Annotated in this window: 23 protein-coding genes and 1 pseudogene; 11 read left to right on the top strand and 13 right to left on the bottom strand. The window is 55.4% G+C overall.

Features of this window, described 5'->3' with window-relative positions; all coding sequences use genetic code 11:
* Positions 1-53: 53 nt before the first annotated feature.
* Together ACZ3HH_RS02360 and ACZ3HH_RS02355 are read left to right on the top strand one after the other, a co-directional pair.
* A complete protein-coding gene (locus tag ACZ3HH_RS02360; protein ID WP_465802567.1) occupies positions 54-890 on the top strand; it encodes an AraC family ligand binding domain-containing protein in 837 nt (278 codons plus the stop codon).
* Between the two features lie 108 nt (positions 891-998).
* Complete coding sequence (locus ACZ3HH_RS02355; protein ID WP_465802565.1) at positions 999-1,595, top strand: LysE family translocator; 597 nt, start codon at positions 999-1,001, stop codon at positions 1,593-1,595.
* Between the two features lie 100 nt (positions 1,596-1,695).
* Here the strand turns inward: ACZ3HH_RS02355 and ACZ3HH_RS02350 are convergent, their stop codons facing one another.
* From ACZ3HH_RS02350 to ACZ3HH_RS02340, 3 genes are all read right to left on the bottom strand, one after another.
* Positions 1,696-2,256 carry a lipid-binding SYLF domain-containing protein gene (locus ACZ3HH_RS02350; RefSeq protein ID WP_465802564.1) on the bottom strand — a complete coding sequence of 187 codons (561 nt, stop codon included), beginning with the start codon at positions 2,254-2,256 and terminating at the stop codon, positions 1,696-1,698.
* Between the two features lie 468 nt (positions 2,257-2,724).
* Positions 2,725-3,045: an isochorismate lyase gene (locus ACZ3HH_RS02345; RefSeq protein ID WP_465802563.1), complete on the bottom strand. Its 321-nt coding sequence runs from the start codon at positions 3,043-3,045 to the stop codon at positions 2,725-2,727.
* A gap of 18 nt (positions 3,046-3,063) precedes the next feature.
* The gene (locus tag ACZ3HH_RS02340; protein WP_465802731.1) at positions 3,064-3,144 is read right to left on the bottom strand and encodes an epoxide hydrolase N-terminal domain-containing protein; all 81 of its coding nucleotides are present in this window, start codon (positions 3,142-3,144) and stop codon (positions 3,064-3,066) included.
* A 249-nt stretch (positions 3,145-3,393) separates the two neighbouring features.
* Between ACZ3HH_RS02340 and ACZ3HH_RS02335 the strand changes: the two genes are divergently transcribed.
* The 3 genes from ACZ3HH_RS02335 to ACZ3HH_RS02325 all read left to right on the top strand — a co-directional run bounded on the left by ACZ3HH_RS02335 (position 3,394) and on the right by ACZ3HH_RS02325 (position 5,789).
* Positions 3,394-3,789 (top strand): GFA family protein, encoded by a 396-nt coding sequence (locus tag ACZ3HH_RS02335; protein ID WP_465802562.1) that lies wholly within the window; start codon positions 3,394-3,396, stop codon positions 3,787-3,789.
* Positions 3,790-3,820: 31 nt separating this feature from the next.
* Complete coding sequence (locus ACZ3HH_RS02330) at positions 3,821-4,975, top strand: winged helix-turn-helix domain-containing protein (protein WP_465802560.1); 1,155 nt, start codon at positions 3,821-3,823, stop codon at positions 4,973-4,975.
* 172 nt (positions 4,976-5,147) lie between these two features.
* The gene (locus tag ACZ3HH_RS02325; protein WP_052964729.1) at positions 5,148-5,789 is read left to right on the top strand and encodes a LysE family translocator; all 642 of its coding nucleotides are present in this window, start codon (positions 5,148-5,150) and stop codon (positions 5,787-5,789) included.
* A gap of 888 nt (positions 5,790-6,677) precedes the next feature.
* Here ACZ3HH_RS02325 and ACZ3HH_RS02320 read toward each other — a convergent pair.
* Positions 6,678-7,055 carry a c-type cytochrome gene (locus ACZ3HH_RS02320; protein WP_465802559.1) on the bottom strand — a complete coding sequence of 126 codons (378 nt, stop codon included), beginning with the start codon at positions 7,053-7,055 and terminating at the stop codon, positions 6,678-6,680.
* A gap of 129 nt (positions 7,056-7,184) precedes the next feature.
* Positions 7,185-7,769 (bottom strand): DUF6630 family protein, encoded by a 585-nt coding sequence (locus ACZ3HH_RS02315; protein WP_465802557.1) that lies wholly within the window; start codon positions 7,767-7,769, stop codon positions 7,185-7,187.
* A gap of 262 nt (positions 7,770-8,031) precedes the next feature.
* Between ACZ3HH_RS02315 and ACZ3HH_RS02310 the strand changes: the two genes are divergently transcribed.
* Entirely contained in the window at positions 8,032-8,361 is a 330-nt protein-coding gene (locus tag ACZ3HH_RS02310; protein ID WP_465802556.1) for a DHCW motif cupin fold protein, read from the top strand.
* Between the two features lie 142 nt (positions 8,362-8,503).
* Complete coding sequence (locus ACZ3HH_RS02305; protein ID WP_465802730.1) at positions 8,504-8,860, top strand: VOC family protein; 357 nt, start codon at positions 8,504-8,506, stop codon at positions 8,858-8,860.
* Between the two features lie 110 nt (positions 8,861-8,970).
* On the opposite strand, the gene ACZ3HH_RS02300 is transcribed toward ACZ3HH_RS02305, so the two are convergent.
* Entirely contained in the window at positions 8,971-9,393 is a 423-nt protein-coding gene (locus ACZ3HH_RS02300) for an MAPEG family protein (protein WP_465802555.1), read from the bottom strand.
* An 80-nt stretch (positions 9,394-9,473) separates the two neighbouring features.
* Positions 9,474-10,427 carry a diiron oxygenase gene (locus ACZ3HH_RS02295; RefSeq protein WP_465802553.1) on the bottom strand — a complete coding sequence of 318 codons (954 nt, stop codon included), beginning with the start codon at positions 10,425-10,427 and terminating at the stop codon, positions 9,474-9,476.
* Positions 10,428-10,625: 198 nt separating this feature from the next.
* Between ACZ3HH_RS02295 and ACZ3HH_RS02290 the strand changes: the two genes are divergently transcribed.
* Together ACZ3HH_RS02290 and yiaY are read left to right on the top strand one after the other, a co-directional pair.
* Positions 10,626-11,582 carry an AraC family transcriptional regulator gene (locus tag ACZ3HH_RS02290; RefSeq protein WP_465802551.1) on the top strand — a complete coding sequence of 319 codons (957 nt, stop codon included), beginning with the start codon at positions 10,626-10,628 and terminating at the stop codon, positions 11,580-11,582.
* A gap of 376 nt (positions 11,583-11,958) precedes the next feature.
* Positions 11,959-13,107, top strand: coding sequence for an L-threonine dehydrogenase (yiaY, locus tag ACZ3HH_RS02285; RefSeq protein ID WP_008154762.1), 1,149 nt, complete (start codon positions 11,959-11,961; stop codon positions 13,105-13,107).
* Positions 13,108-13,202: 95 nt separating this feature from the next.
* Here yiaY and ACZ3HH_RS02280 read toward each other — a convergent pair.
* The 5 genes and pseudogenes from ACZ3HH_RS02280 to ACZ3HH_RS02260 form a co-directional block, all read right to left on the bottom strand.
* A pseudogene (locus ACZ3HH_RS02280) lies at positions 13,203-13,298 on the bottom strand (isochorismate-pyruvate lyase); the annotation flags it as partial.
* A gap of 117 nt (positions 13,299-13,415) precedes the next feature.
* The gene (locus ACZ3HH_RS02275; protein WP_465802550.1) at positions 13,416-13,832 is read right to left on the bottom strand and encodes a DUF6966 domain-containing protein; all 417 of its coding nucleotides are present in this window, start codon (positions 13,830-13,832) and stop codon (positions 13,416-13,418) included.
* A 1,419-nt stretch (positions 13,833-15,251) separates the two neighbouring features.
* Complete coding sequence (locus ACZ3HH_RS02270) at positions 15,252-16,418, bottom strand: PAS domain-containing sensor histidine kinase (RefSeq protein WP_465802549.1); 1,167 nt, start codon at positions 16,416-16,418, stop codon at positions 15,252-15,254.
* A gap of 277 nt (positions 16,419-16,695) precedes the next feature.
* Complete coding sequence (locus ACZ3HH_RS02265; protein WP_465802729.1) at positions 16,696-17,748, bottom strand: alpha/beta hydrolase family protein; 1,053 nt, start codon at positions 17,746-17,748, stop codon at positions 16,696-16,698.
* 448 nt (positions 17,749-18,196) lie between these two features.
* Positions 18,197-19,228, bottom strand: coding sequence for an IS110 family RNA-guided transposase (locus tag ACZ3HH_RS02260; RefSeq protein WP_465802548.1), 1,032 nt, complete (start codon positions 19,226-19,228; stop codon positions 18,197-18,199).
* Positions 19,229-19,437: 209 nt separating this feature from the next.
* Between ACZ3HH_RS02260 and ACZ3HH_RS02255 the strand changes: the two genes are divergently transcribed.
* The gene (locus ACZ3HH_RS02255; protein WP_465802547.1) at positions 19,438-20,796 is read left to right on the top strand and encodes an MATE family efflux transporter; all 1,359 of its coding nucleotides are present in this window, start codon (positions 19,438-19,440) and stop codon (positions 20,794-20,796) included.
* 14 nt (positions 20,797-20,810) lie between these two features.
* Here the strand turns inward: ACZ3HH_RS02255 and ACZ3HH_RS02250 are convergent, their stop codons facing one another.
* Positions 20,811-21,560 (bottom strand): SDR family oxidoreductase, encoded by a 750-nt coding sequence (locus ACZ3HH_RS02250; protein ID WP_465802546.1) that lies wholly within the window; start codon positions 21,558-21,560, stop codon positions 20,811-20,813.
* A gap of 441 nt (positions 21,561-22,001) precedes the next feature.
* On the opposite strand from ACZ3HH_RS02250, the gene ACZ3HH_RS02245 reads away from it, so the two are divergent.
* Entirely contained in the window at positions 22,002-22,793 is a 792-nt protein-coding gene (locus tag ACZ3HH_RS02245; RefSeq protein ID WP_465802545.1) for a YfaP family protein, read from the top strand.
* Positions 22,794-22,807 lie beyond the last annotated feature (14 nt).

Here is a 22,807-nt window from a genome sequence, read left to right as displayed (position 1 = left end):
TAATTTGTTCGTCCGCACAGATCAACGCTGAACCATTACCGATGGAGCCTTCCGTGGATAGACGCAACTGGATTGAGCTGGCCCAGGACGCCGATACCGGGATTGAATCGATTCGTGCCCATTTTCAGGGGCATGCCTACGATCCGCATTGGCATGACAGTTTTCTGGTGGGGGTCACCGAGCAGGGCGTGCAGCAGTTCAATTGCCGGCGCGTTCGCCACCTCAGTACGCCGGGCAAGGTATTCATGCTGGAGCCAGGGGAGATCCACGATGGGCATGCGCCGACCGAGGAGGGGTTTACCTATTCCATGCTCTACCTCGATCCGCACTGGCTGGAGCGGGAGTTGCACGCGTTGTTCGAGCACGCGCCGGCCAACAGTCAGCCGGGTTTTGCCGACACCCTGAGCCAGGATCCGCGCCTGGCCACTGCCATTTTTCAAGCCTTCCACGCACTCCATGAGGGCGACTTGCGCATTGTGCGCCAGAGCGCCATCGACACCTTGTTGGGGGCGCTCACTTGCCACCTTGATTGGCGCAAGCGTCAGGCCTTTGATCCGCGCCTGCCGTGGGTGGCCCAGGTCGCGCGTGACTATTTGCATGCCCATGTCTATGACGACATCGGGCTGGATGATCTGGCCCAAGCCTGTGGAGTTGATCGCTTTCGTCTGACGCGGGCCTTCAAGGCAGCCTTTGGGCTGGCGCCTCATGCTTATTTGATCCAGCTGCGCCTGGCCAAGGCACGGCAGCTGCTGGCGCGGGGCGAGTCGCCGGCGCAGGTGGCCAGTGCTCTCGGGTTCGCCGATCAGAGCCATATGGGGCGCTGGTTTCGCCGTGCCTACCAGCTCACGCCAGCGGATTACCGCAAGCGCTGCTCAAACCTTCCAGACTGAATTCCGCTGATTCGCGACCATGGTTTCCTATTCGATCAAGGAGTCCATGCCATGTCTTTTTCGCTGTTCTTTTCTGCCCCTTCGCTGCGCCTTCAGGGAGTCTGAGTCATGGAGTCGTTGCTGCCTTTCCTCCTGTTTGCGTTCGTTGCCTCGATCACCCCGGGGCCGACCAATATTCTGGTATTGAGCCACAGTTCGCGGCGGGGGCTGGGTGCCACGCTGCCTATTATTTTTGGCGCATGTGTGGCGGCGGCGCTGATTGTGTTTGCAGTCGGGCTCGGCGTGGGCGAAACGCTGCTGCGGTTTCCGCGTGTGCAGCAGGCGATGGCCTGGGCCGGTGTGCTCTGGTTGAGTTGGCTGGCCTGGCAGATCTTTCAAAGCGCGCCGCCATCCCTGGACCCGACCACCCCGCGCGACGAGAGTCTCAGCGTGTTCGGTGCCGCCACTCTGCAATTGGTCAACCCCAAAGTCTGGATGATGGCGGTGGCGGTGGTCAGCGTATTTGTCGGTGGCGGCGACAAGACGCTGCGACTGGTGGTGTTGTCGCTGATGTTTCTGTTGGTCTCCGTGCCGTGCATGACCCTGTGGGCGTTACTCGGCGTGGGTAGTGCCCGGGCTTTTGGTTCGCCACAGGCGTTCAAACGCATGAACACTGCACTGGCTTTTTTGCTGCTGGTGTCGGCCTGGTTGACGGTGCTGGTATAGGTCGTTGACTGGGCAGAGCGCTTTAATCAGTAGCTGGACTGCGCATGGCTTCAAGAGGGCGCATTTATGGACTGGCGCATCCATGCGCCAAACACCGGTTTTAGCGTTTGATCAGGGAAATCTTGGTTCCTTCGATGCTGATCCCGGCCATTAATCCCTGCTGGTCGAAAATGAACGCGTAGGCATCGTCCTTCACTGTCGTGCTGGACAGATTCTTCGCCACCCCTTCATCAACCATAACAACGGTGGGTCCTACGCCGATTTCCCAACCCTTGGTTTTACGTACATAGTCCACGGCTTTGTCGGTCATCAGGAAAACCGCATAGCCATATGACTGGGCGCCTGCCTGCAGCCCCCAGGACCCGGTTACGGAGTTGTAATAATTCTCTACTTTCTTGCCCTTCAACAGTACGCCTTCGCCATAGCTGCCGCCAAACACAAGGCCCGCCTTGATGATTTTCGGGAAGACTAGAATCGCTTTGGCGTTGTGCGAAATGCTTTCAGCAAATGGCGTGGACTTGTAGAGCGTTTGCAGCGCTTGCCGAGAGTCGACATCCAGATCCTCGGCGGTTGCCGCACCCGCCGTGTTCAAGAAGCTGGCCGATGCCAGTGAAGCTGTCGCAAGGACGATCGATAGGAAGAACCGCATTGACTGAGTCATTTTAGTACTCCGATACGGGAACATTGGATGTAAGCAGCAGTCAGCACCTGCCCCTCGGCAGAATCCGAGCCTGCTGAGATTTATCCGGCGCACCCTAAAGTATGTGAGCTACTGACTTCGCCCTTGAATGCAGCAGGCCAAAGGCCTTTGCTCATTGGCGACGTCATCACCTGCTTTGACCTCTGTGTATCAGCCGGGTTCGTCGTCAGAAACTATTGTTAGTTCTGTGGAGTGTCGAAAGCAGCGGAGAGGTGCACTGTTTTATTGAGGAAACGACCAAGCTCCTAAAAGCCGCCCCAGGCAACTGTTAACAAAACGGACACCTGACAAGACGCTCGTTTTCACTTATCGAAATCGAAAGGCCAAGCCGATAATCGTGCTCTGTCTCTTCTTGCCGGGATATAAGTTCGATCAAGAAACCACGCCGTTCGAGTACTTTTGCCGAGCCGACATTTCCCGCGTTCAGAATCAGGTTTCGGATTGATGAGCCGTCCAGTGTTTCATCTCTTCGGCAATGAAGTGGTTCACCAAGTCGCTGTACATCTTCTCGATTGCATCCGGGCTCAAGCCCTCGGTCTCGGCCCACTCGCGACGTGTCGCCAGCATCGCCTTGAAACGCTCTGGCGCACGCACCAGAGTCGCTGATGTCTTGAACTTCGAGGCAGCCAGCACGTAATGAAAACGCTTGCCCAACAGCTTGATAACGACCTGATCAAGGGCGTCGATTTCGCGTCGGATGTCCTCCATGCATTCACACTCTGCGGGCTGCAACCGATTGATAACTTCCATGTAAGGGACTCCGGTTGGCTAACCATGGGTCATGAGCAACGGTAAAACGTTCGGAGTCGCAGAGCGAACCCGGATGAAGTGGATGTCGACGCCATTCATGGTGGTCGCGCAATAGGCCAAGACACCTTCTTTTGCTTGTCAGTTTAGAGTCAAAAATTGTTTTGCTTTGCGAGAAAGTCCTTTCGATACCGAGTGACCGCTTTTGGCTGTGGATTCAACCGGTCGCGAAGGGCTGCAATCGACCCAAAGCTGCCCTTGTCCATCTGAGGTACCTGAAGTTTTGGTAAAACACTCTTTCAACAGGTACTGTATTTATGTACAGTGCTTGTTTCGTTTTGAGAGAAAGCCATGCTTAAAGGTAGTTGCTGCTGCGGAGCAGTGAAGTTCTTGGTGTCGAGTCCTCCAACAATGATGGGAACATGTCACTGCTCTCGTTGCAGAAAGGTCGGAGCAAGTACCTTCGTCTTCGTAAAGCGCTCATCGTTCGAGCTGATTTCCGGCTCGGATTCCATCACCACCTTCAAGCCTGAAGGACCTTATAAGTACAACCGTTGCTTCTGTTCGCACTGCGGAACAGCATTGGGCGAGGTGACGTCAACCGCCGAGTCGTTTCCCGTGGCTGCGAACTGCATCGATGAGGCATTGACCATCACCAATCTCTTCCATGAGTTCGTCAAGGAAAAGCCAAGCTGGTACGACATCTGCGACAGCGCCAAGCAGTTTCCGGAACATCCACACCAATAAGACGGTGCGCGCACCCGACCAAGGCTTGAACGTGGCAACTCAATCTAATCCAACTTATTGGCGGCGACTGGCTCTGGATCATCAAGGACTAGGTTCGAGCAAGGCATTTGGCCATGGTCTTGAGGGCACGCTCCGCGCGATAGAGCATTTAGGTTATGTGCAAATCGACACGCTGTCTGTCGTTGAGAGAGCACATCATCACATCCTATGGAGTCGCGTGCCCGGGTATTCCTTGGACTATCTCAACCAGCTGACGTGTGCTGGGCGGGTTTTTGAGTATTGGTTTCACGCTGCCGCTTATCTGCCGATACAAGACTACCGTTTTGCATTGCCGCGCATGCTGTCTTTTCGGCGTGGTGAGAGCCCCTATTTCAGGAATGTCGACGCCAAGTTGATGACGGAAATCCTGGACCGGGTGCGAGGTGAAGGCATGCTGCGCACACGCGACCTCAGAGAGTGCGGCAAAGGCAAGGGTTCATGGTGGGACCATGGGCCTGGCCGACGCGCGCTTGACAAGTTGTTCATGCAGGGCGATTTGATGATCCGCGAGCGCAGGGGCATGGAAAAACTCTATGTGTTGCCTGAGCAATTGTTGCCAGATGGCCTGGATCTTCGAGAACCGTCAGCCGGTGAGATGGCTGCCTATCTGCTTGACAACACAGTCCGTGCCCATGGTGTCGTCACCTGGAAGCAGCTGATGCACTTGCGCACCGGACAACCATTGCGCAATGCAATGCGAGAGCTATTGCAGGCCCGTGTGGAGACAGGCGAATTGGCCCGCGTGAATGATCCAGCGATGCCCGACGCCTATGTCATCGTACAGGAGGGCGCGGGGTGTGATGCTAAAGCCAGTGCGAAAGTCCATCTGCTCTCGCCGTTCGACAACGCTGTGATCCATCGAGAACGCTTGGCGCAATTATTCGGTTTTGACTACCGGCTCGAAAGCTACGCTCCTGCGGCTAAACGGGTATACGGCTATTTTTGTCTGCCGGTCCTTTGGCAAGGAAATTTTGTTGGTCGAGTCGACTGCAAAGCTGACCGAGCTGCAAATCGCTTTGAGGTCATCAGCCTGCATGTGGAGAGTCGTGCAATGCCTGCCGCGCGGCTTCCAGCATTGCTGAATGACGCATTAAACAAGCTTGCCAGCTTCTGTGGCTGCGCTTATGTGCCGCGCGACTTTAGATGAAGGGCTCTGATTGTTTTACCTCGGGAGTGCCACGGACAGCTTTTGGCCGATTGCTGTCGGTGGGCAAGGAACGCTTTCAATCCAATTACCGTCTGGGAAGCCGAGCACCACTTAACTTGTTGTCCCGCTCGTTCCTGTAACATGCCAGCCCCCACCACCACGAGCTTTGAAAATGGATTCTCACTCGATTCTGACGTTTACATTGGTCGCCGCGATTGCCATTGCCAGCCCAGGGCCTGCGACCTTGATGGCGATCAACAATAGCCTGGCCCATGGGCAGCGCAGCGCCATATGGTCATCGCTCGGCAACGCCAGTGGCCTGTTCTGCCTGTCGTCCGCTGCCATGCTGGGGCTGGGGGCGCTGCTTGCCAGTTCCGAATGGCTGTTCAACGCGGTGAAGTTCATCGGCGCCGGTTATTTGTTCTACCTGGGCATCAGGCAATTGTTCAAAAAGGGCCCGATGCTCCCGGACGGGATTCAGGACGACTTGAAGGAAAGCCGGCCGACTCGTTCCAAACTGTACAAAGCGGCCTTCCTGACGGCGGTGACCAACCCCAAGGCGACGATGTTCTTCACCGCGTTGTTCCCGCAGTTCATCGATCAGAGTGCGGCATTGCTGCCGCAATTTCTGATCCTCACCTCGATCTTCATGGCATTGTCGGTGTCGTCCCTGAGCCTCTATGCCGCGCTCGCCTCGCGGGCCAAGGGTGTGCTAACCCGGCCTGCGCTGTCCCGTTGGGTCAGCCGGGTGGTGGGCTCGACATTCATCGGTTTCGGTGCTGCTATCCTGACCATGCGGCGGCAGGCGGCGTAGGGGAGTCGGGCTTGTAACTCCGGTAACAGGGAAGGCTGATAGGGCGAGAATGGTACGTCTTGAGCCGAGTCGAAGATGGCACACTTCAAGCCGTGGCCACGTCACCAAACGCCCTGAATGAAAAGAGCCCGCGCCACTGATGCCCATCTCACCGAATGGCGTTGATGGATCGTCAATACAACGTGTGCTCACTTAACCCCGAATGCTGGAATGCCCCGGTTAAAAAGTGATTCGATTCGATCGGGTCTTTTCGCCGAAAGCTGCCGATCATCCAGGGCAGCTTCCGACCCCAATGCTGCGGTCAGATCCCGTGGATGCGGACAAATAGCCCAAACGCCTACGGCATTCCCAGGCTGGTGTTTGAGAGGGTAACCTGAGCACCTTTCCATCTGTGTAGTACCGACATGGACATCAATCTACTGACCGAATCCATGCTTGGCCGCTGCCGTGCTCCCTCGGGTGTCTGGCAATGCAAAAGTCATCCCTTGGCTCGTACTGCTCCATGCAAACGCTGTGATCCTGGCACAGTTCATCTTCGTCGATCAGGATGCGATCCCAATCGAAGTCAGGGTTCTTGGAAATGGCGTAACTAGGGTAAGGACAAATCATCCCAGGCAGCCTTGAGCACGCGTTGACGACCTCTCATGCCCAAGCACTGTACCGCCTCGCAGATAACTAAGATAAATGGCTGAACACGATCGTCCGCTTCTGGCCGTTACTTGCCTGTCACGACCGCAGCCGACTGCTGCTGGATGCGAAGTGTATTAATCCGAGATTGTTCATTAGCGATGTGCCCGCGAGAGGTCGACTGGCTCATCGGCATTGCCCCACAAGCCCTCAAACCTGAAATGGCTTTTAGATTTCTGTGCCTGCCTCTCATCTCAAAAATCATCGACTTTTTGAAATCACACCACCCATGTATTGATTTAAATCGCGCAGATCTTTAATACTCCATGAGTACGGCGATAGCTTTACACCATTCTCTCGCAAAGTTTTTGGAATCAAGTCTCCATTTGGACGAAGTATTATCGATGATACAATTACGCCCGGATAATCATTTAATCGTTTTTTGAACGCGGATGTTGTTAGATCAGGTGTGGGAGGATTGCTTTTATTAGCCAATGGTCCTGTTGCTTTGAGATCTATTCCGTGACACATGATGCATCGCTGTAAATAGAGATTTTTTCCATTAATATTATCCGCGAAGGATAGTGATGTTTGAACTAGCGATAAAATTCCTAGCGAAGCGATGAATAATATTTTCATTGTTTTGTCTTCCTTGATGGGATCATACAGAAATGAATTGTTTGTTTTCTACTGCGCTATTTGCAGATGGGAGCAAGATGCCGCCCCTTCTTTGGTCCCCATCGAAAATCCCGACTTTGTTTTTTAAAGTTAGAAGTTATCCAGACTGACGTTAATGCCTGCGCGTTGGGCCAGTTCAATGATTTCTTCCACCCGTCCCGAGTCAACGATAAAACCGTCGTAATTTTCACCTCCTGAGTCCAGGTGAAGGTACCGCTTACCGAACCGAGTCAGCCATCTATCAAAGTCGTTAAGCACTTCAGACATCGATGAGGTGCCGTTATGCATGTAGGCGTAAGGTTCCTTCAGGCCTATGGCCTTTGTCAGATAGGGAGCCAGATACTCAAACCCGTCGTACCCTTTCCAATCGACACTTAGCAGAACGAGGTATTGAAGTTTCTGTCCCCTTGCATCATCAAGTAATCCATCTGAAAGGGCAGTACAGGCGCCTTCCCCCAAAGCGTGTTTACGCATGATGCGCCTGATAAGCCTGGTGCTTTCGTTTTCCGGAGCGAATGCCAACAGTGCTTGGGCAAGAGCCTTAAGGGCCTGCGCCTGCTTTGGATCTTGTGAGCCAGGCCGAAGCTCTTTCATGATCGCTGTAGTGCTGAGGTTGGTTTCATCGGGTGGAGGCATGGTAAAGCGTCCACCAAACAACCGATCAAAAATACCCATTTCATTCCCTTTTGTTAATCCCTTGCGGGAAATCCATCTGCTGTTTTTTACTAGCGGCAGTTGCTGTTTTCCGGCCTGTATCGCGGTAAAGCTTACTGCTCACAGATGAGGCCTGTCGATCGACTGCTTTTGGCCGAGAGCTTTCTCTGGCTTTCACGCTTGAGCGGGCGCCTGTATCTCATAAATGCGGGGCATCTGTGTCTATCGAAAGGATCACTGGATGGGTACGGTCCACAGACACCCTTTCATTGATGAGGCAACTATGTACCTGACCGCTGTTCCCTTTGGTACGACCGATTGGTCGACTGTCGAACCACTGGAGTATGTTGGACAGACGGGTACCGCCTATTGGCGAACCTGCCAGTTTGGTTCGACGCGTGTGCGGATGGTTGAATACAGTCCTGGCTATCTGGCCGATCACTGGTGCTGGAGAGGTCATATCCTGTTGTGCCTGGAAGGCGAGTTGCACACGGAGTTGGAGGATGGTCGTCAGTTCACACTCACCGCGGGGATGAGCTATCAGGTGGGCAGCAACGCTGAGGGGCATCGATCTTTCAGTACTACGGGTGCCAAGTTGTTCATAGTGGATTAACGCTGGAATTGACCGCTGTCGACCCTTAGCAGTCGCTCGTCAATTCCTGCAATGAACATAGACGGTAATAGCCACGCGCATGAACACATGTATGGCCGAATGCCCTAAACTCGCTTCCTCCCAATCAGCCAAGGAAGCGTCAATGGGCATTCGAGGAAAAGACCGTCAGATCGATAACATCGAGTTCAATGTCGTCGACATAGCTCGAAGCAAGGCCTTTTACGGAAGCGTATTCGACTGGAGTTTCGTCGACTACGGCCCGACTTATAGCGAGTTCAGCGACGGTCGTATGACAGGTGGATTCACTACAGGAGAACCTGTGCGGACGGGCGGGCCATTGATCATCCTCTACGCGGAAGATCTAGAGCGTACTGAGCTCAGGCTCAAGGCAGCAGGCGCTACGATTAGTCGTGAAGTTTTCTCGTTCCCAGGTGGGCGCCGTTTCCACTTCATCGACCCTGATGGCTATGAGCTAGCGGTGTGGTCGGCCTCTACATAATTTCGAGGCAGAGAAACCAACGTTACAACAGCAATGCTTGAGAAGGGCAGCGATCTGTTCGCCATTACAGATACGGTCAAGCATCGTTGTTGCTTTGTAATGTCTGCTTCTCATACGCCATAACTAGCGGCTATAACAATGAGCGCGAGAAAACAGACCAACTGAACGAAAAAGAAGGTAAACCGAACCGCCACGAACGTATTGGTTTGCACATGGGATACGTGAATCAGAGACTGACACACGCGGGCAATCAGGACGATTACGGACAAGTAGCTCACTGCAGGGCCGTCGACACCAAGAGTTGAAATCACCAACACAATGGCGCTAAAGACAGGCAGATTTTCCACACAGTTCGCGTGTGCTCTTATCCCACGCCGATACCAATCCTCGCCTTCGAGCTGATCGCATCGGAAAGAGGCAATCGGAACATTCGAGAACAAGATTCTGACCCAGCGATACACCCCGACGGTTGCCATCAACAGCAGCAAAGTCCAGGTCGCAAATCCAAGCAACATCCACATCGGTATTGTCATGGCTGCCGGCCTCGATAAATCATTTTCAGCACGTCATTCCACAGCCGCGCGGCCGACGCACGGTCGGCCGCCCCAGTCGATCAATTGCCCATGATTGGCGCCAGTGCGGTCTGAATCGTGGACATCTGTGCGGGTGTTGTCATGTGCGCAAGCAGCCGGCCAAAGTGTGGATGCTCCACGCCCGAGACTATGTATTGCCAGCGGTAGGCGCTCAGCACGCAGGCGTTGATTTGTGCTGTCTCATCGACACTGAATGATCGTGAAACATTGCGAATAAAGTAGTCGGCATCGGATACCGATTGTGCCTGCAGGATTCCATCGACGGCCGCCACCAGTGCAATCAGATCGTTCACTGCCTGGTCGCGCTCGGTTGGCGAGAGTTTCGCGTGCTCAGCTTTCCACTCCAGTTCATCGAGTACGACGTGCCGGCTTTCGTCCTTCCAGTGAAACTTGAAAACATCCTTGAAGAGTGGGCACAACTCCTCACGCGGGGCGATGCTTTGTACGTAGTGCGCCTGAACAAACAGCTCGATATGACAGGTCAGCGCGAGCACCGACCAGGTGCTGGCCGCCAGCACCGAGCGCGCCACATCGTTTGGATCGGCAACTTGACGATATCCCGCTGGCAATTGCGAACCTATCATCGTCTCCATGCGCCGGAACAGCTCCTGGTGCTTGATCTCGTCGTTAGAAAAGCGCACCAGCGCTTCGAGTGCGAGCTGATCGTCAAAGACATGGGCTCGACCTTGATCGAGCATTTTGGCGCTGATAAAACGCTCGACCAAGCCAAAGATATACGCATAGGTCCGGCCCTGAATCTGACTGAGCAGGCGCGCCTCGTCCGCGGCGAGAAAGGTCAGGCGGTCGATCCGCGATAGTCCGTCGGGCAAGAATTTGCGCGAGAAGTCGAAACTCCGGTCCTGTAGCAAATCACGATCGATCTGCCATTCTGCTTTCTTCGATGATCTGACAAGTTGAGCGTAACGGTCGGCATTGTCCGAATCAGAGCGGGGTAGGGTAGCAACGGTGTTCATATCGATCTCCTGCTTGCCTGGTCGAGTTGGAATGGGGCAATACGGTTAACGTCGGAGCCAATGACCAGCGGTGAAGCCTCTGGGGACAGTCTCGATCACGGAGTCCACGTTGGTGCTAATCTGGGCCTCGCAGTTCAGGCGGTGAATGACCAGTCCGCCTGATTACTTGCTCCGGACTCCGGAACGGAGGGCTGGCAATTGTTGGATGCGTTTTCTGATGTGTTGCGTGTGATTCGGCTGTCTGGAGGGGTCTTCCTCGAGGCGGAATTCACTGCGCCCTGGTGCATCAAGGGAAGAATCTCTGCGGACGATTGCAAACCGTTCCTGGCGGCACCTCGACATATCATTGCGTCGCATTTTGTCGCCGCGGGGCATATGCAATTGCAAGTCGACGGTGGTGCCGCCATTGACGTGCGGGCAGGCGAACTGGTTCTGCTTCCTCACAATGACGCTCATTCTTTTGGCAGCGACCTGAGCATTGCACCCATGTCGGCGGGCGAAGTTATTCAGCCGCCAGAAGTCGGCGCTATTTCACGAATCAAGTACGGCGGGGGCGGCGAGGTCACGCAGCTATTGTGCGGATTCCTGGGCTCTGAAACTCCCTTCAGTCCGTTGCTTTCGTCGCTGCCATCCGTATTGAAATTAGACTTGCGCGCGACAGCTTCGGGAGCCTGGATTGAAAGCTCCTTCCGTTTCGCTGTCAGTGAGATTGCGGCGGGGCGCCTCGGCTCGACAACGGTCATCGCCAAGCTCTCCGAATTGCTATTCGTCGAAGCCGTCAGCCAGTATGTCGCGAGCCTCCCCGCTGAGCGGCGCGGGTGGCTGGCGGGTTTGCGAGATCCACATATCGGGCGCGCACTGGCGCTGCTCCATGCTCGTCCAACCGAGGGCTGGACTGCAGAAGCCCTGGCGCTTGAAGTGGGCATGTCGCGCTCGGTATTCGCGGAACGATTCACGGCATTGGTCGGACAGCCACCGATGCAATACCTGACGCTCTGGCGTATGCACGTGGCGGCTCAACAGCTGCGCGAAGGTCGCGGTAATGTGGCGCAAATCGGCTTTGCGGTTGGCTACGAATCCGAAGCCGCGTTCAGTCGCGCATTCAAACGCCAGTTCGGCACATCCCCCGGCACTTGGCGCAGACAATCAGCGTGAGGTGGGTCCGGTGCTGATGGACACTCTGATCAAGCCAGGCAGCAAAAGTCTCATCACGGCCAATTCATCTACCCAGTCTCGCGACGGCCTTGTCGGGGCGCATTACCTCCCAGTACTAAAGGAGGTGCCAATGAAAGCTAAAGGACCATTCCAGTCTGGCGTCATGGGTTTAGGCTCAATCCCACGATCAAAAGATACCGGCTGCATTGGCCCATCCATCACTGCATCTTAAAACACTGTTCGCCTGAACACTTGATGCAGCACCGTCTGCCGCTGAACTTTGTCAATGATGACAATCAGACGAGCCTCACAGCCTGCGATATGAGTAGAAAACCTCACCTGATTTCCGGGTTTCCAGAATAAAAGAGGATTTATCATGAGCAGCACCTTCTTCATTCCATCCGTGAACATGATGGGCATTGGCAGTCTCGACGAAGCGATGCTCGCCATCCGCAAATATGGTTTCCGTAAAGCCTTGATTGTCACTGATGCAGGCCTGGCCAAAGCCGGCGTCGCCGCCAAGGTAGCCAGCCTTCTGGCCCGGCAGGACATCAACTCCACCCTGTTTGATGGCGCCAAACCGAATCCGACGGTCAGCAATGTCGAGAAAGGCCTCGAGCTGCTTGGCCGTAGCGATTGTGATTTCATTATTTCCCTGGGCGGCGGCTCACCCCATGACTGCGCCAAGGGCATTGCCCTGTGCGCCACCAACGGCGGACACATCAGTGATTACGAAGGCGTGGATCAATCCGCCAAGCCACAGATGCCGTTGATTGCGATCAATACCACCGCCGGCACGGCGAGTGAAATGACCCGTTTCTGCATCATTACCGACGAAGTCCGGCACGTTAAAATGGCCATCGTCGACCGTAACGTCACCCCACTGTTGTCGGTCAACGATCCTTCGCTGATGGCAGGCATGCCCAAAGGCCTGACCGCCGCCACCGGCATGGACGCGCTGACCCACGCTATCGAAGCCTACGTGTCGACTGCGGCAACGCCGATCACCGATGCCTGTGCACTCAAGGCCGTGGAATTGATCTCGGCCAACCTGCGCACTGCCGTTGCCCAGGGTGACGACATGACCGCCCGAGAAAACATGGCCTACGCGCAATTTCTTGCCGGCATGGCCTTCAACAATGCTTCGCTGGGCTATGTCCACGCCATGGCGCACCAACTGGGTGGGTTCTACGACCTGCCTCACGGCGTCTGTAATGCGATCCTGCTGCCCCATGTCGCCAGCTTCAACGCCAGCGTATGCCCGGCCCGGTTTAAAGACATCGCCAACGCAATGGGTGTCGACACCCAACATCTGGATGCGGAAAAAGGCGCCGCCGCGGCCATCACCGCCATCCGTAAACTGTCTTCGGATGTCGGTATTCCGAGCGGCCTCGCCGAACTGGGCGCCAAGGCCGACGATATCCCGATCCTGGCAACCAATGCCATGAAGGATGCCTGCGGCTTCACCAATCCGCGTCCTGCCAATCAGGACGAGATCGAGCAGATTTTCCATACCGCGATGTAACCGATGTGAAGTGACGCCAGCCAGCTCAAAAGCCCCGCCTTCGGTTGAAGTGCGGGGTTTTTTGCAGCCAGCACGTAATGAAAACGCTTGCCCTACAGCTTGATAACAATCTGATCAAGGGCATCGATTTCGCGTCGGATGTCCTCCATGCCTGCACACTCTGCGGGCTGCAACTGATTGATGACTTCCATGTAAGTAGCTACGTTTGCTAAAAAAGATCGTGGGCCTTCGGAAGAGGTATTGGTGGGTTATCTTCCGGCAGATCGGCGAACACTGAGTCGATCGCCAGTGACGGATTCTTTTTGCATTCAGTCTTGAGCACGTTTAATCGCATTGGCGAGCGTCGCGGCTTCGCCTCTTAGTGAATCGAACTTTTCGTTTAGCTCAACATGACCAGGTTTCCAGGCAAAAACACCATCGACGCTTCTTTGGCCAAGAATGAGGTCATTGAGCGAGCCCATCCCACCGTAGGCTGACAGCAGATATTCAATCCCGTAGTAATCAGAGTTCAGCAAGTGTGCTCTTGCTTTACGCATCCACTGGCTCCAGTGAGTGGCGCCATCGCTTTCAAGCACGACGGCGAGCTGATCGAGCACGCAAATCAGCTGTTCGGTCTTTGGTCCCATTTTTGAAATCACCCAAACTGAGGAACGATGGATTTGCCCAGATAATTGACTGCCGACACGTACTGTCGGCCATTGAGGCTGACCAACCTCGCGTGGCACTCGACACGCACTGTCGCGTGTCTGCTTTCGACCGCCCCTTGCGGCTTACTGCCGACTCGCGGGGATTAACGGACAAAAATCTCCGTTTTCTGCGTCCTCCCCGACTGGTGCGCTGTCGGCTGGACGGCACATTGTTACCAAAACAGCAGTAGACTATTACAAATTATGAGCTGGTTATCCACTGGCATACTTGGTATTTTTAAAAATTATTCATCAACTTTGAATCTGGATAATTAAGGGTTTTAATAAACTAATTATGCTGTAAGCGCTTAATATCTAAATTACAAATATATTGCTATAAATCAACAATCTGCTGTGCAGTCGCTCTAATAAAGCTTGCGTTTAAAAAATGCGCTCCTAAAGCTATATTGTGGAAGACAAAAATAAGCAATATTTTTTACAATTTGTTTTTTGTTGCATTTATGAAATTTATAATCAAAAAACCATGACAAACTTTGCAGAGATATCACTTCAATATCCTCGATGCTGGAGGTTCGATATAAATAATCGAATCCTATTCGATGGAGTCAATAAAATACACTTAACAAATATTGAGAGCATAATTGTAAGGAATATGCTCCTCAAGGAGGAGCGCGTAATCAGTAGGGCAGAGCTAATTAGTAGTATTGGGAGAGAGCCTGGCCTCTATCGTGGCCTGGAGATGAGTTTGAGCAGACTGCAAATAAAGTTCAAGAAAAGCGCTGGAGGAAGGTATCTCTTTCGCTCAGTCAGAAATCGTGGCTACTGCCTCACTCAAACCATACGTATTAATGGGGAGCCGTCTCGGGAATTTACGTGAGGTAAACGGCAATACACCCCTCGCATGGTCATATGGCTGATGATGACTAACGAACTTATGGATTTAGGGGGGGCGCAAGTTTACTTTTTACGATTGGCCTTGCGCTTTGATACTGGCGTAGCGGCTTTGAAAAAAACTGTCGCATAACTTTTGAGTTATGCGACGACTAATTCGGGCCTGACGGTAGTGGCTTTACGATGTCGCGTGAGACTGTCGCACGTACTCAATTATCTGCGACATGAGATGCACAGATGTGGCATTGAGAAAGAAGGGAGGTAAATCCGATACGCTCGGTTCCCACTCAGGGTAAAAATCTGGAGTCGCAGCGAAGCACGCTGACGAGTTTAGTCTGTCACAACTGACCGAAAATGGCCGCTTCTGGCCGATTTCTGACTGTCGTGACCGGCAGAGACCGACCCTTAGCGGACGTCATTGGCGAACATCTGCGAATGGTTGTCAGGGAGATTTTTTACACGGCAAAAGTAAGCACTCTTGTCTCTTCAGTATCCTCAATTAACGCAGCGACTTGCTCTTTTGGATGTGGGGAAAGATCGGGGTATTCATTTGCTAGGTATTCGGTAACCGTATCTTCATCCCAGGGACCGAGCGAAGTCATGTAGTCAGCGAGGAAAGGTTGCAGTGAATGTCGTTCCGCTCGTTAGAGAAGACGTTACAGCCACTTCGCCGTAGTGCGCCCTTGCGATCTCACGAACAATGAACAGGCCCAGCCCGACACTTCTAAGTTCAGCATTGTCATGACTGCCACGGATCATCGGTTCGAACAGGTCCTTGAGCAACTCCAGTGGTATGGGTGTGCCAAGGTTGTGCACTGCAATAATGACAGCTTGCTCTTCGAAGCTCGAAGAAACGGTGACTTCGCTATCGGCAGCACCGTAGGCTACTGCATTGGCGACCAGGTTGCCGATGAGCTGATACAGCCGATCACTGTCGGCAGTAAAGTCACCTTGTCCATAACGCAGGTGGATCAACTCATGCCCGGGGAAAGCCAGACCCAGCTCGTCTAGGCAGTCGGTGACCAGTTCGTGTAGATCGACTGGTTTGGGCAGGACCGCGATACCTCGCCCGACCTGCGTCAAGGTGAAATCCAGCAGATCGGCCACCAGACGCTGTGCGCGCTCTGCCGAGTGGGCGATGTGGCCAAGTATTTGTGCTTGTTTAGTATCCATCTCCCTGCGGCCCAGCAGTTCCGTTGCCATTTTTATCGCCGACAAAGGGTTGCGCAGGTCATGACTGACAATCCCGATAAGTTGCTCGGCGAACAGGGCCCTGTCTTCAGCCGCGGCGTAAGTAATGCGCAGTTTGTCTTGGGTAATATCCATTACCCGCTGATCCTTGAGGTGTTTTGCCAAATGTCTTTCGGCAAGCATTCGGGCATTGAGTAGTTCGCGCTCGTACCTTTGCCGATCTTCGACTTTGAACAGCGTCATTTCATGAAATATGCCAGCAGAATTCTCACAGCAGATGGCGCTGAGCATCATCGGAATTGAATGTCCGTTGTAGTGAACGAGATCGAACTTGACATCAGCGATCACGCCCTGGATTTGCATAAGGGGCGTCCAGTACATCCGATGAAACGTCCTCCCTTCAAGGCTCATCAGGTCTTGGATGTGACGACCGAGCAGCTCTGTCCTGCGGTAGCCAATCCAGCGGCAGAAGGTGAGGTTGACCTGTGCGATCTGGCCATTTTCTGCGGTAAGCAGTAAGCCACAATCAGCTTCGTCGAAGAGAATTTCAGAACCGGGCAGCGAGTCGTCATCTGTGGGCATTTGTATTCACTGACCAATGGGGCCGATATCTGGAAAATTATAGACACCACTCGCGCAAGGACCCTGAAAATGTACCCTTTTCGTAGTGATTGGCTTCGACATTCGGGGGGCTTCACCCGCTGTGAATGACCGTTTATGGCCGAAAGCAGCTGTTTGCGACCGACCGTTTCCGACCCAGAGCGCTCATCCCCGGCCAACCCATCTGACAGATCGCGCGGGCGCTGAAACTGCTCCCGCGGGTTTTTTGTTGAGCTGCGGCAGTTCTCGTACCACGAGTTTACAAACTGTCTTCTTTGTAGATAGATGACTGAAGAAACTCGTCGATCAGCGATGTAACCTGCTGTTGGATCACCTCTCGTGGGCGAGCGCCGTCGCCATCCCGGCAAATGATGCCATCGCCTGGTACGTCTTCTTCGAGCAGTACCTCCGCGCCAGGTTTGCACACCGACAAGAAGCTGAAATGGCTGGCGTCGCTGATTTCGACGTAACGGCTTGACGCCGCAGGCAGGCGTTTGGCCAGGTTGGCAGACTCCAACTCAGCGGGAAGCTCGCGCGACGGCACACCGGCAGCGATCACCAGCGCTGGTACCGGCAGCGCGGCCAGGCTTTCATCAGTCAGGCCCCGTGAAAGGCCCAGGTCCAATGTAACCACAGCAGTGACGCGTTTATCGCGCAAATCGGCGGTCAACGCAGCCTTTGATTTTGAGGTGCTTGCAGGGTTTATCTTTCCATAGACGGTGCAACTTGATAACTGCGGGTGGGCTTTGCAGTCATGGGCGAAGCGGTCTGGATCGAAACGAGCACCGGCGATCTCCAGGGCGGTCCAGCCGCCGACTGAATGGCCCACTACTGCAATTCGGCCATTGGCGACCGAACCGAATTTTTCAGGTTGAGTCGTGACCGTATCAATGGCTCGGCGCAAATCAACGGGCCGCTGCCATAACTGCGCCGCGGCTTGAGGGCTACGGTCATGGGTCGTGGTGCCAGGGTGATTGATTGCGGCGACGATGTAACCCCGATGGGCCAGAGCACTGGCAAGCCAGATCTGGTTGCTCCAGTTCCCCCTGTATCCATGGGAGAGCACCAGCAATGGATGCTTGCCCGCAGCGGGCGGCGCGTTACGAACGGCAGAAGCACCGACAAACACCGCATCATCGCCGATCAATTGCGTGGCTGCGGTAGTTGCACTGGGGTACCAAACGACCATCTCCAGTGAACGGTCATTGTGCGAGTCCGGCAGTGTGGAAGATTGGAAGCCGACAGGGTTCTCGTCAGCGAGTGCGAGAGTAGTCAGGCAGGTCAACAACAGGGCGGCGAAAGCTATTTTCAATGTCATTTCTTCCTTGATTGGACAAGTGCATAGCAACCTGAACCCGCCGTTAGGCGCATCCACCTTCGTACGGAGTCGAAGCTGATGTGGCTGCATATAAGCACGGACATTAAAGCCCACATTCAAACCGCCGCGCATCACTTTCATCGTTTACTCTGTTCGCGGTCTTTAGCGAGAAGGTTGAACGTCCGTATATGGACTCCTCCTCATTGCAAGCCTCCGTTGCTTTGGCGCCCGTGCCGACTGCACACGTATATTCGGCCTCTGACTGCGGCATCGTTTCGATGCAGGGCCATGATGGGCTATTCGCGCGTCGGCTCCCGATCGCTTTTACGTGCTTTATGCACCTGGACGTTAAAGGGTTTTGCCGACGCCGGTTCGACCGGTTTGCCATTGCTCGGGTTGCTTCGCAATCGTGGTGTATGGGGCTTCTTCCGGGATGAATGGGTCAGGCCGCTGCCCGATCCGGTTGGTAATCAGTACCGTTGCGCAGCATCGCCCAAGCCATGCGTGCAGTTTTGTTCGCCAAAGCGATAGCGGCGACATTGGGATGTGAGCGCTCGGCTAAACGGACAGCCCACTGGCTGAGCCGGTCATCTTTAAATTTGGCCGTGCGTAATGCCGATCGTGCACCATGGATCATCAGCGTTCGCAGATAAGCATCGCCACGTTTGCTGATGCCCAGCAGTCGATCCTTGCCGCCGGAGCTGTGTTGCCTCGGCGTCAGCCCTAACGAGGCGGCCAACTGCCGGCCATTGGCAAACTGTCGGGCATCACCAATGGCAGCAACGAGTGCGGTGGCTATCATCGGGCCGACCCCGCGCAGCTGCTGCAAACGAACGGCCGTTGGTTCACTTGCCGCGATTGCCGATATCTCGCTGTCGAGTTCGCCCACGCGTTCATCCAGTGTGCGAAGGTCGCCCCACAAGCCATCCAGCAGACGACGAAAACGTACCGTCAAACCGTTATCCGCCTCTTCCAACCAGCACGGTATGGCGCGACGCAGCATCAGTAACTCCTTCGGAGCAACGAGGCCGTACTCGGCGATCAGCCCACGAATCTGATTGGCTTTGGCCGTCCGCTGTTCGATTAAGCCGGCCCGGATGCGATGCGTCGCCTGGATATCCTGTTGTTCGATGGTCTTGACGGCGACGAAGCGCATGCTGGGGCGGCTCATCGCTTCGCAGATTGCCTCGGCATCGTTGGCGTCGTTCTTGTTGCTCTTGACGTACGGTTTGACGAACTGCGGCGCAATCAGCCTCACCCGAAATCCACGTGCTTGTAGTTGCCGCGCCCAATGGTGCGCACCGCTACAACTTTCCATGCCGATCTCACAGCCGGGTTCGATCTTCTCCAGCACCGTTTGCAGCCAGCGTTCGCGAGACAGACGCTGCCGCCAGACTGGCTGCTCATGACGATCCACGCCGTGGATCTGAAACACGTTCTTGGCCAAGTCGACCCCAATGCGCATAAGCTTCATGTGTGGACTCCTTCTCACGGTTGACTGCGGTTCGCACCTTCAGTCTGGCACTCAAGATGCCGAAGTGAGGAGGAGTCCATCCCATTGCTTTTGGGCCCGAAAGCAGACATTACTGCTGCTCCCCAAATCCGCAAAATAGGAGCGCGTTATTCCCAGTTCCGTAGCGTAGAATTTCCCAAACGCCAGTCCCCACCCGAGACGGAACCTCAATGCAAACCCCCACCACCCAACACCCCCTCTGGCAAACCTACCTCCTATTCCTGGCCCCCATGGTCCTCTCCAATTTCCTCCAATCCATGTCGGGCACGATCAACAGCATCTACATCGGCCAATTGCTCGGCACCCAAGCCTTGGCGGCTGTCTCGGGCATGTTCCCCGTGGTGTTCTTCTTCATCGCCCTGGTCATCGGCCTCGGTGCGGGCGCCGGGGTGTTGATCGGTCAAGCCTGGGGCGCTCGCGAGTTGCATTTGGTGAAGGCGATTGCTGGTTCGACGTTGCTGTTGGGGGCGATGATCGGGTTGGTGGCGGCGGTGTTGGGCAGTGTGTTTGCCCGGCCGGCGTTGCAGGGTTTGGGCACGCCGGTGGATGTACTGGACGATGCGGTGGCGTATGCGCATGTGATGATGTGGATCTTGCCGTCGCTGTTGGTGTTTGTGTTGTTCACGCAGTTGCTGCGTGGGGTGAGCGATACGGTGTCGCCGTTGTTGGCGCTGGTGGTGTCGACGTGCGTCGGACTGGCGCTGACGCCGGCGTTGATTCTCGGGTGGTTGGGGTTGCCGCCGATGGGGATTCAGAGTGCGGCGTGGGCGGGGTTGGCGGGTAACTTGTCGGCGATGGGGTGGCTGGCGTGGCGGTTGATTCGCAAGGGGCATCCGTTGGCGCCGGATCGGGAAATGTTTGCGTCGATGCGGCTGGACCTGGAGATCCTCGGCAAGGTGTTGCGCATCGGGCTGCCGACCGGGTTGCAGATGGTTGTGTTGTCGGTGTCGGAGCTGGTGATTCTGGCGCTGGTGAATCAGCACGGTTCCCAGGCGACGGCGGCGTATGGGGCGGTGACGCAGATCGTCAATTACGTGCAGTTCCCGGCGCTGTCGATTGCGATCACGGCGTCGATCCTCGGCGCGCAGGCCATCGGGGCCGGGCGCATCGAGCGCATGGGGCCGATTTTGCGCACGGGACTTTTGATCAACGTGTGCCTGACCGGTGGTTTGGTGGTGTTGGGTTACCTGCTGTCGCACTGGTTGCTGGGATTGTTCCTCACGGATGATTCCACGCGGGCGATGGCAGAACACCTGCTGCACATCATGCTCTGGAGCCTGCTGGTGTTTGGCTTTCAGGCGATCGTTGGCGGCATCATGCGCGCCAGCGGCACGGTGCTGGTGCCGATGGCAGTTTCGATCGTTTGCGTGGTCGGAGTGCAGTTGCCGGTGGCGTATCTGCTGGATGCGCGTTTTGGGCTGCAAGGTGTCTGGATGGCGTTTCCGGTGGCTTATCTGGGCATGCTGATGCTGCAGACGCTGTATTACAAAATGGTCTGGCAGCATCAGAAGATTGAACGGTTGGTGTAGGCCTCGTTTGAGTATCAAGCGCTGCTCTTGAGCCAGGTTTCGAAGCGCGTCGGCCCGATGATGGGGTGTTCTCCCGGCGTCAGCGAATGGTCATCGATTGGCGCACCGAAGTAGGGGACCGTGTCGTCCGCTTGGGCCTGGCGCGGGTCGTTGGTGTGTTGCAAAAACAGGCGCACGAACTCTACCAGCGGCCAGCGCTCTGGCCCGGCCACTTCCAGGGTCTGGTTGCTCGGCGCTTGCACGGCGACCTTCGCCAACGCCATCGCGACATCGACCGCGGCGATCGGTTGCAGCTCGGCGGAAGTCAGGCGCACGGTGTCGCCTTCCTGAACGCCCGAGTGCGAAATCGCCCCGATGAACTCGAAGAACTGCGTGGCCCGCAGGATGGTGTAGGGGATGCCTGAGTCTTTGATGAGTTTTTCCTGCGCCATTTTCGCCCGGAAGTAACCGCTGTCGAGCATGCGCTCGGTGGCCACCACCGACAGGGCGACATGGTGTTTGACGCCGGCGGTTATCTCGGCGGCAAGCAGGTTACGCCCGCAGGTTTCGAAGAACTCGAGCACGGCAGCGTCGTCGAAGGAGGGCGAGTTGGCCACGTCGACCACCACGTCGGCGCCTTGCAAGGCGTTTTGCAATCCTTCGCCGGTGAGGGCGTTGACGCCGGTGCTTGGTGACGCGGCCAGGGTTTCATGCCCCAGGTCTTGCAGGTTTTTGCACAGGTGTCTGCCGATCAGCCCGGTACCGCCAATGACGACGATTTTCATGACGAGTCTCCCGATGCGTGCGCAGAGGGTTGCGGTGGCTTGGAATCCTGCAACCATTAAAGACCCGGAATGCGCGAGAGGGTGGCGGGAGCGACGATCGGGTTATCGGGAAAAAAGCGCGGCTGGTTCACAAAAAGATCGGAAAACTGCACTGCTGGCAATGTTATATTGCCGGCCTGTGGCGTAATGCCAGTCAGTTTAGATGCGCAACTTGTGGGAGCGAGCCTGCTCGCGATAGCGGCGGTACATTCAGCATCAATGTTGGCTGACCCGCCGCTATCGCGAGCAGGCTCGCTCCCACAGGGGCTGCGGTGTTCAAGTCTTTAATTGACTGGCATTGGGCGTCTGGCTCTATCATTTTTTTGAAGGCCCAGCAGTCAGATCAAATAACGCGCCGAGGATTGGGCGCCAGGTTTCGTTATGCATGGCAGGAGGCGTTACATGCGTTGTGTTCTTTCACTGCTGATCACGCTGGTCTGCGCCCAAGTGGCATGGGCCGAGCCCACGGCCGAAATGTCGGAACCGGTGGGCGGCTGGCGCTATCACGGCCTGCTGGACCGCAGTGAAAATCCTCGAGTCGCCTATCCCACGCCGCCCATCGATCGGGGCGTGCAGCGCAATCGCACAATGATCGAAGGCCAACTCAAGGCCCTCGGCACGCTCCGACCGCCGCACAGCCTGGCGGTCAACGGCAATCCCCTGAATTTGTACACCGACGACCAAGGACGTTTTGCCCGGCCGTATGCGTTCGGCGCCGGGTCCAACAGCGTCGAAGTGCGCAGTTCCGAGGGCAAGTCGCTCAAGCGCGTTCAATTCTATGAAGCCAACAACCTGCGCACGCCGGCGCGAATTCGCGTGGTGCTGGGCTGGGACGATCCCAAGGCCGAACTCGATCTGCACATCATTACCCCCGACGGCCAGCATGCGTTCTGGGCTAGCCCGGCGATGAGCAACGGCGGCGGCCTCGATCCGGACGGGGTCGATGGTCCCGGCCCGGAAATGTTCACCATGACGGCGCCGATGCATGGCACTTATCTGGTTTATGTGAACTATTGGGGCAACTTCGGCAGCGGCGGCTATAACTTCGATGAGACCAGCAACCAGAACGAGGTGATCACCTCGCAAATCAATCTGGTGCTCAACGAAAACACCGTCGACGAAAAACGCGAGACCTTCATCGTGCCTTTGCGGGCGATCGGCGACCTGCTGCTGGTCAAGACTTTCAACTATTAAACATCCCGCACCAC

This window comes from Pseudomonas sp. PME37.24/025 (genome assembly GCF_055556615.1).
The sequence above is the reverse complement of the archived record's forward strand: the minus strand, read 5'-3'. Positions and strand labels throughout refer to the sequence as shown.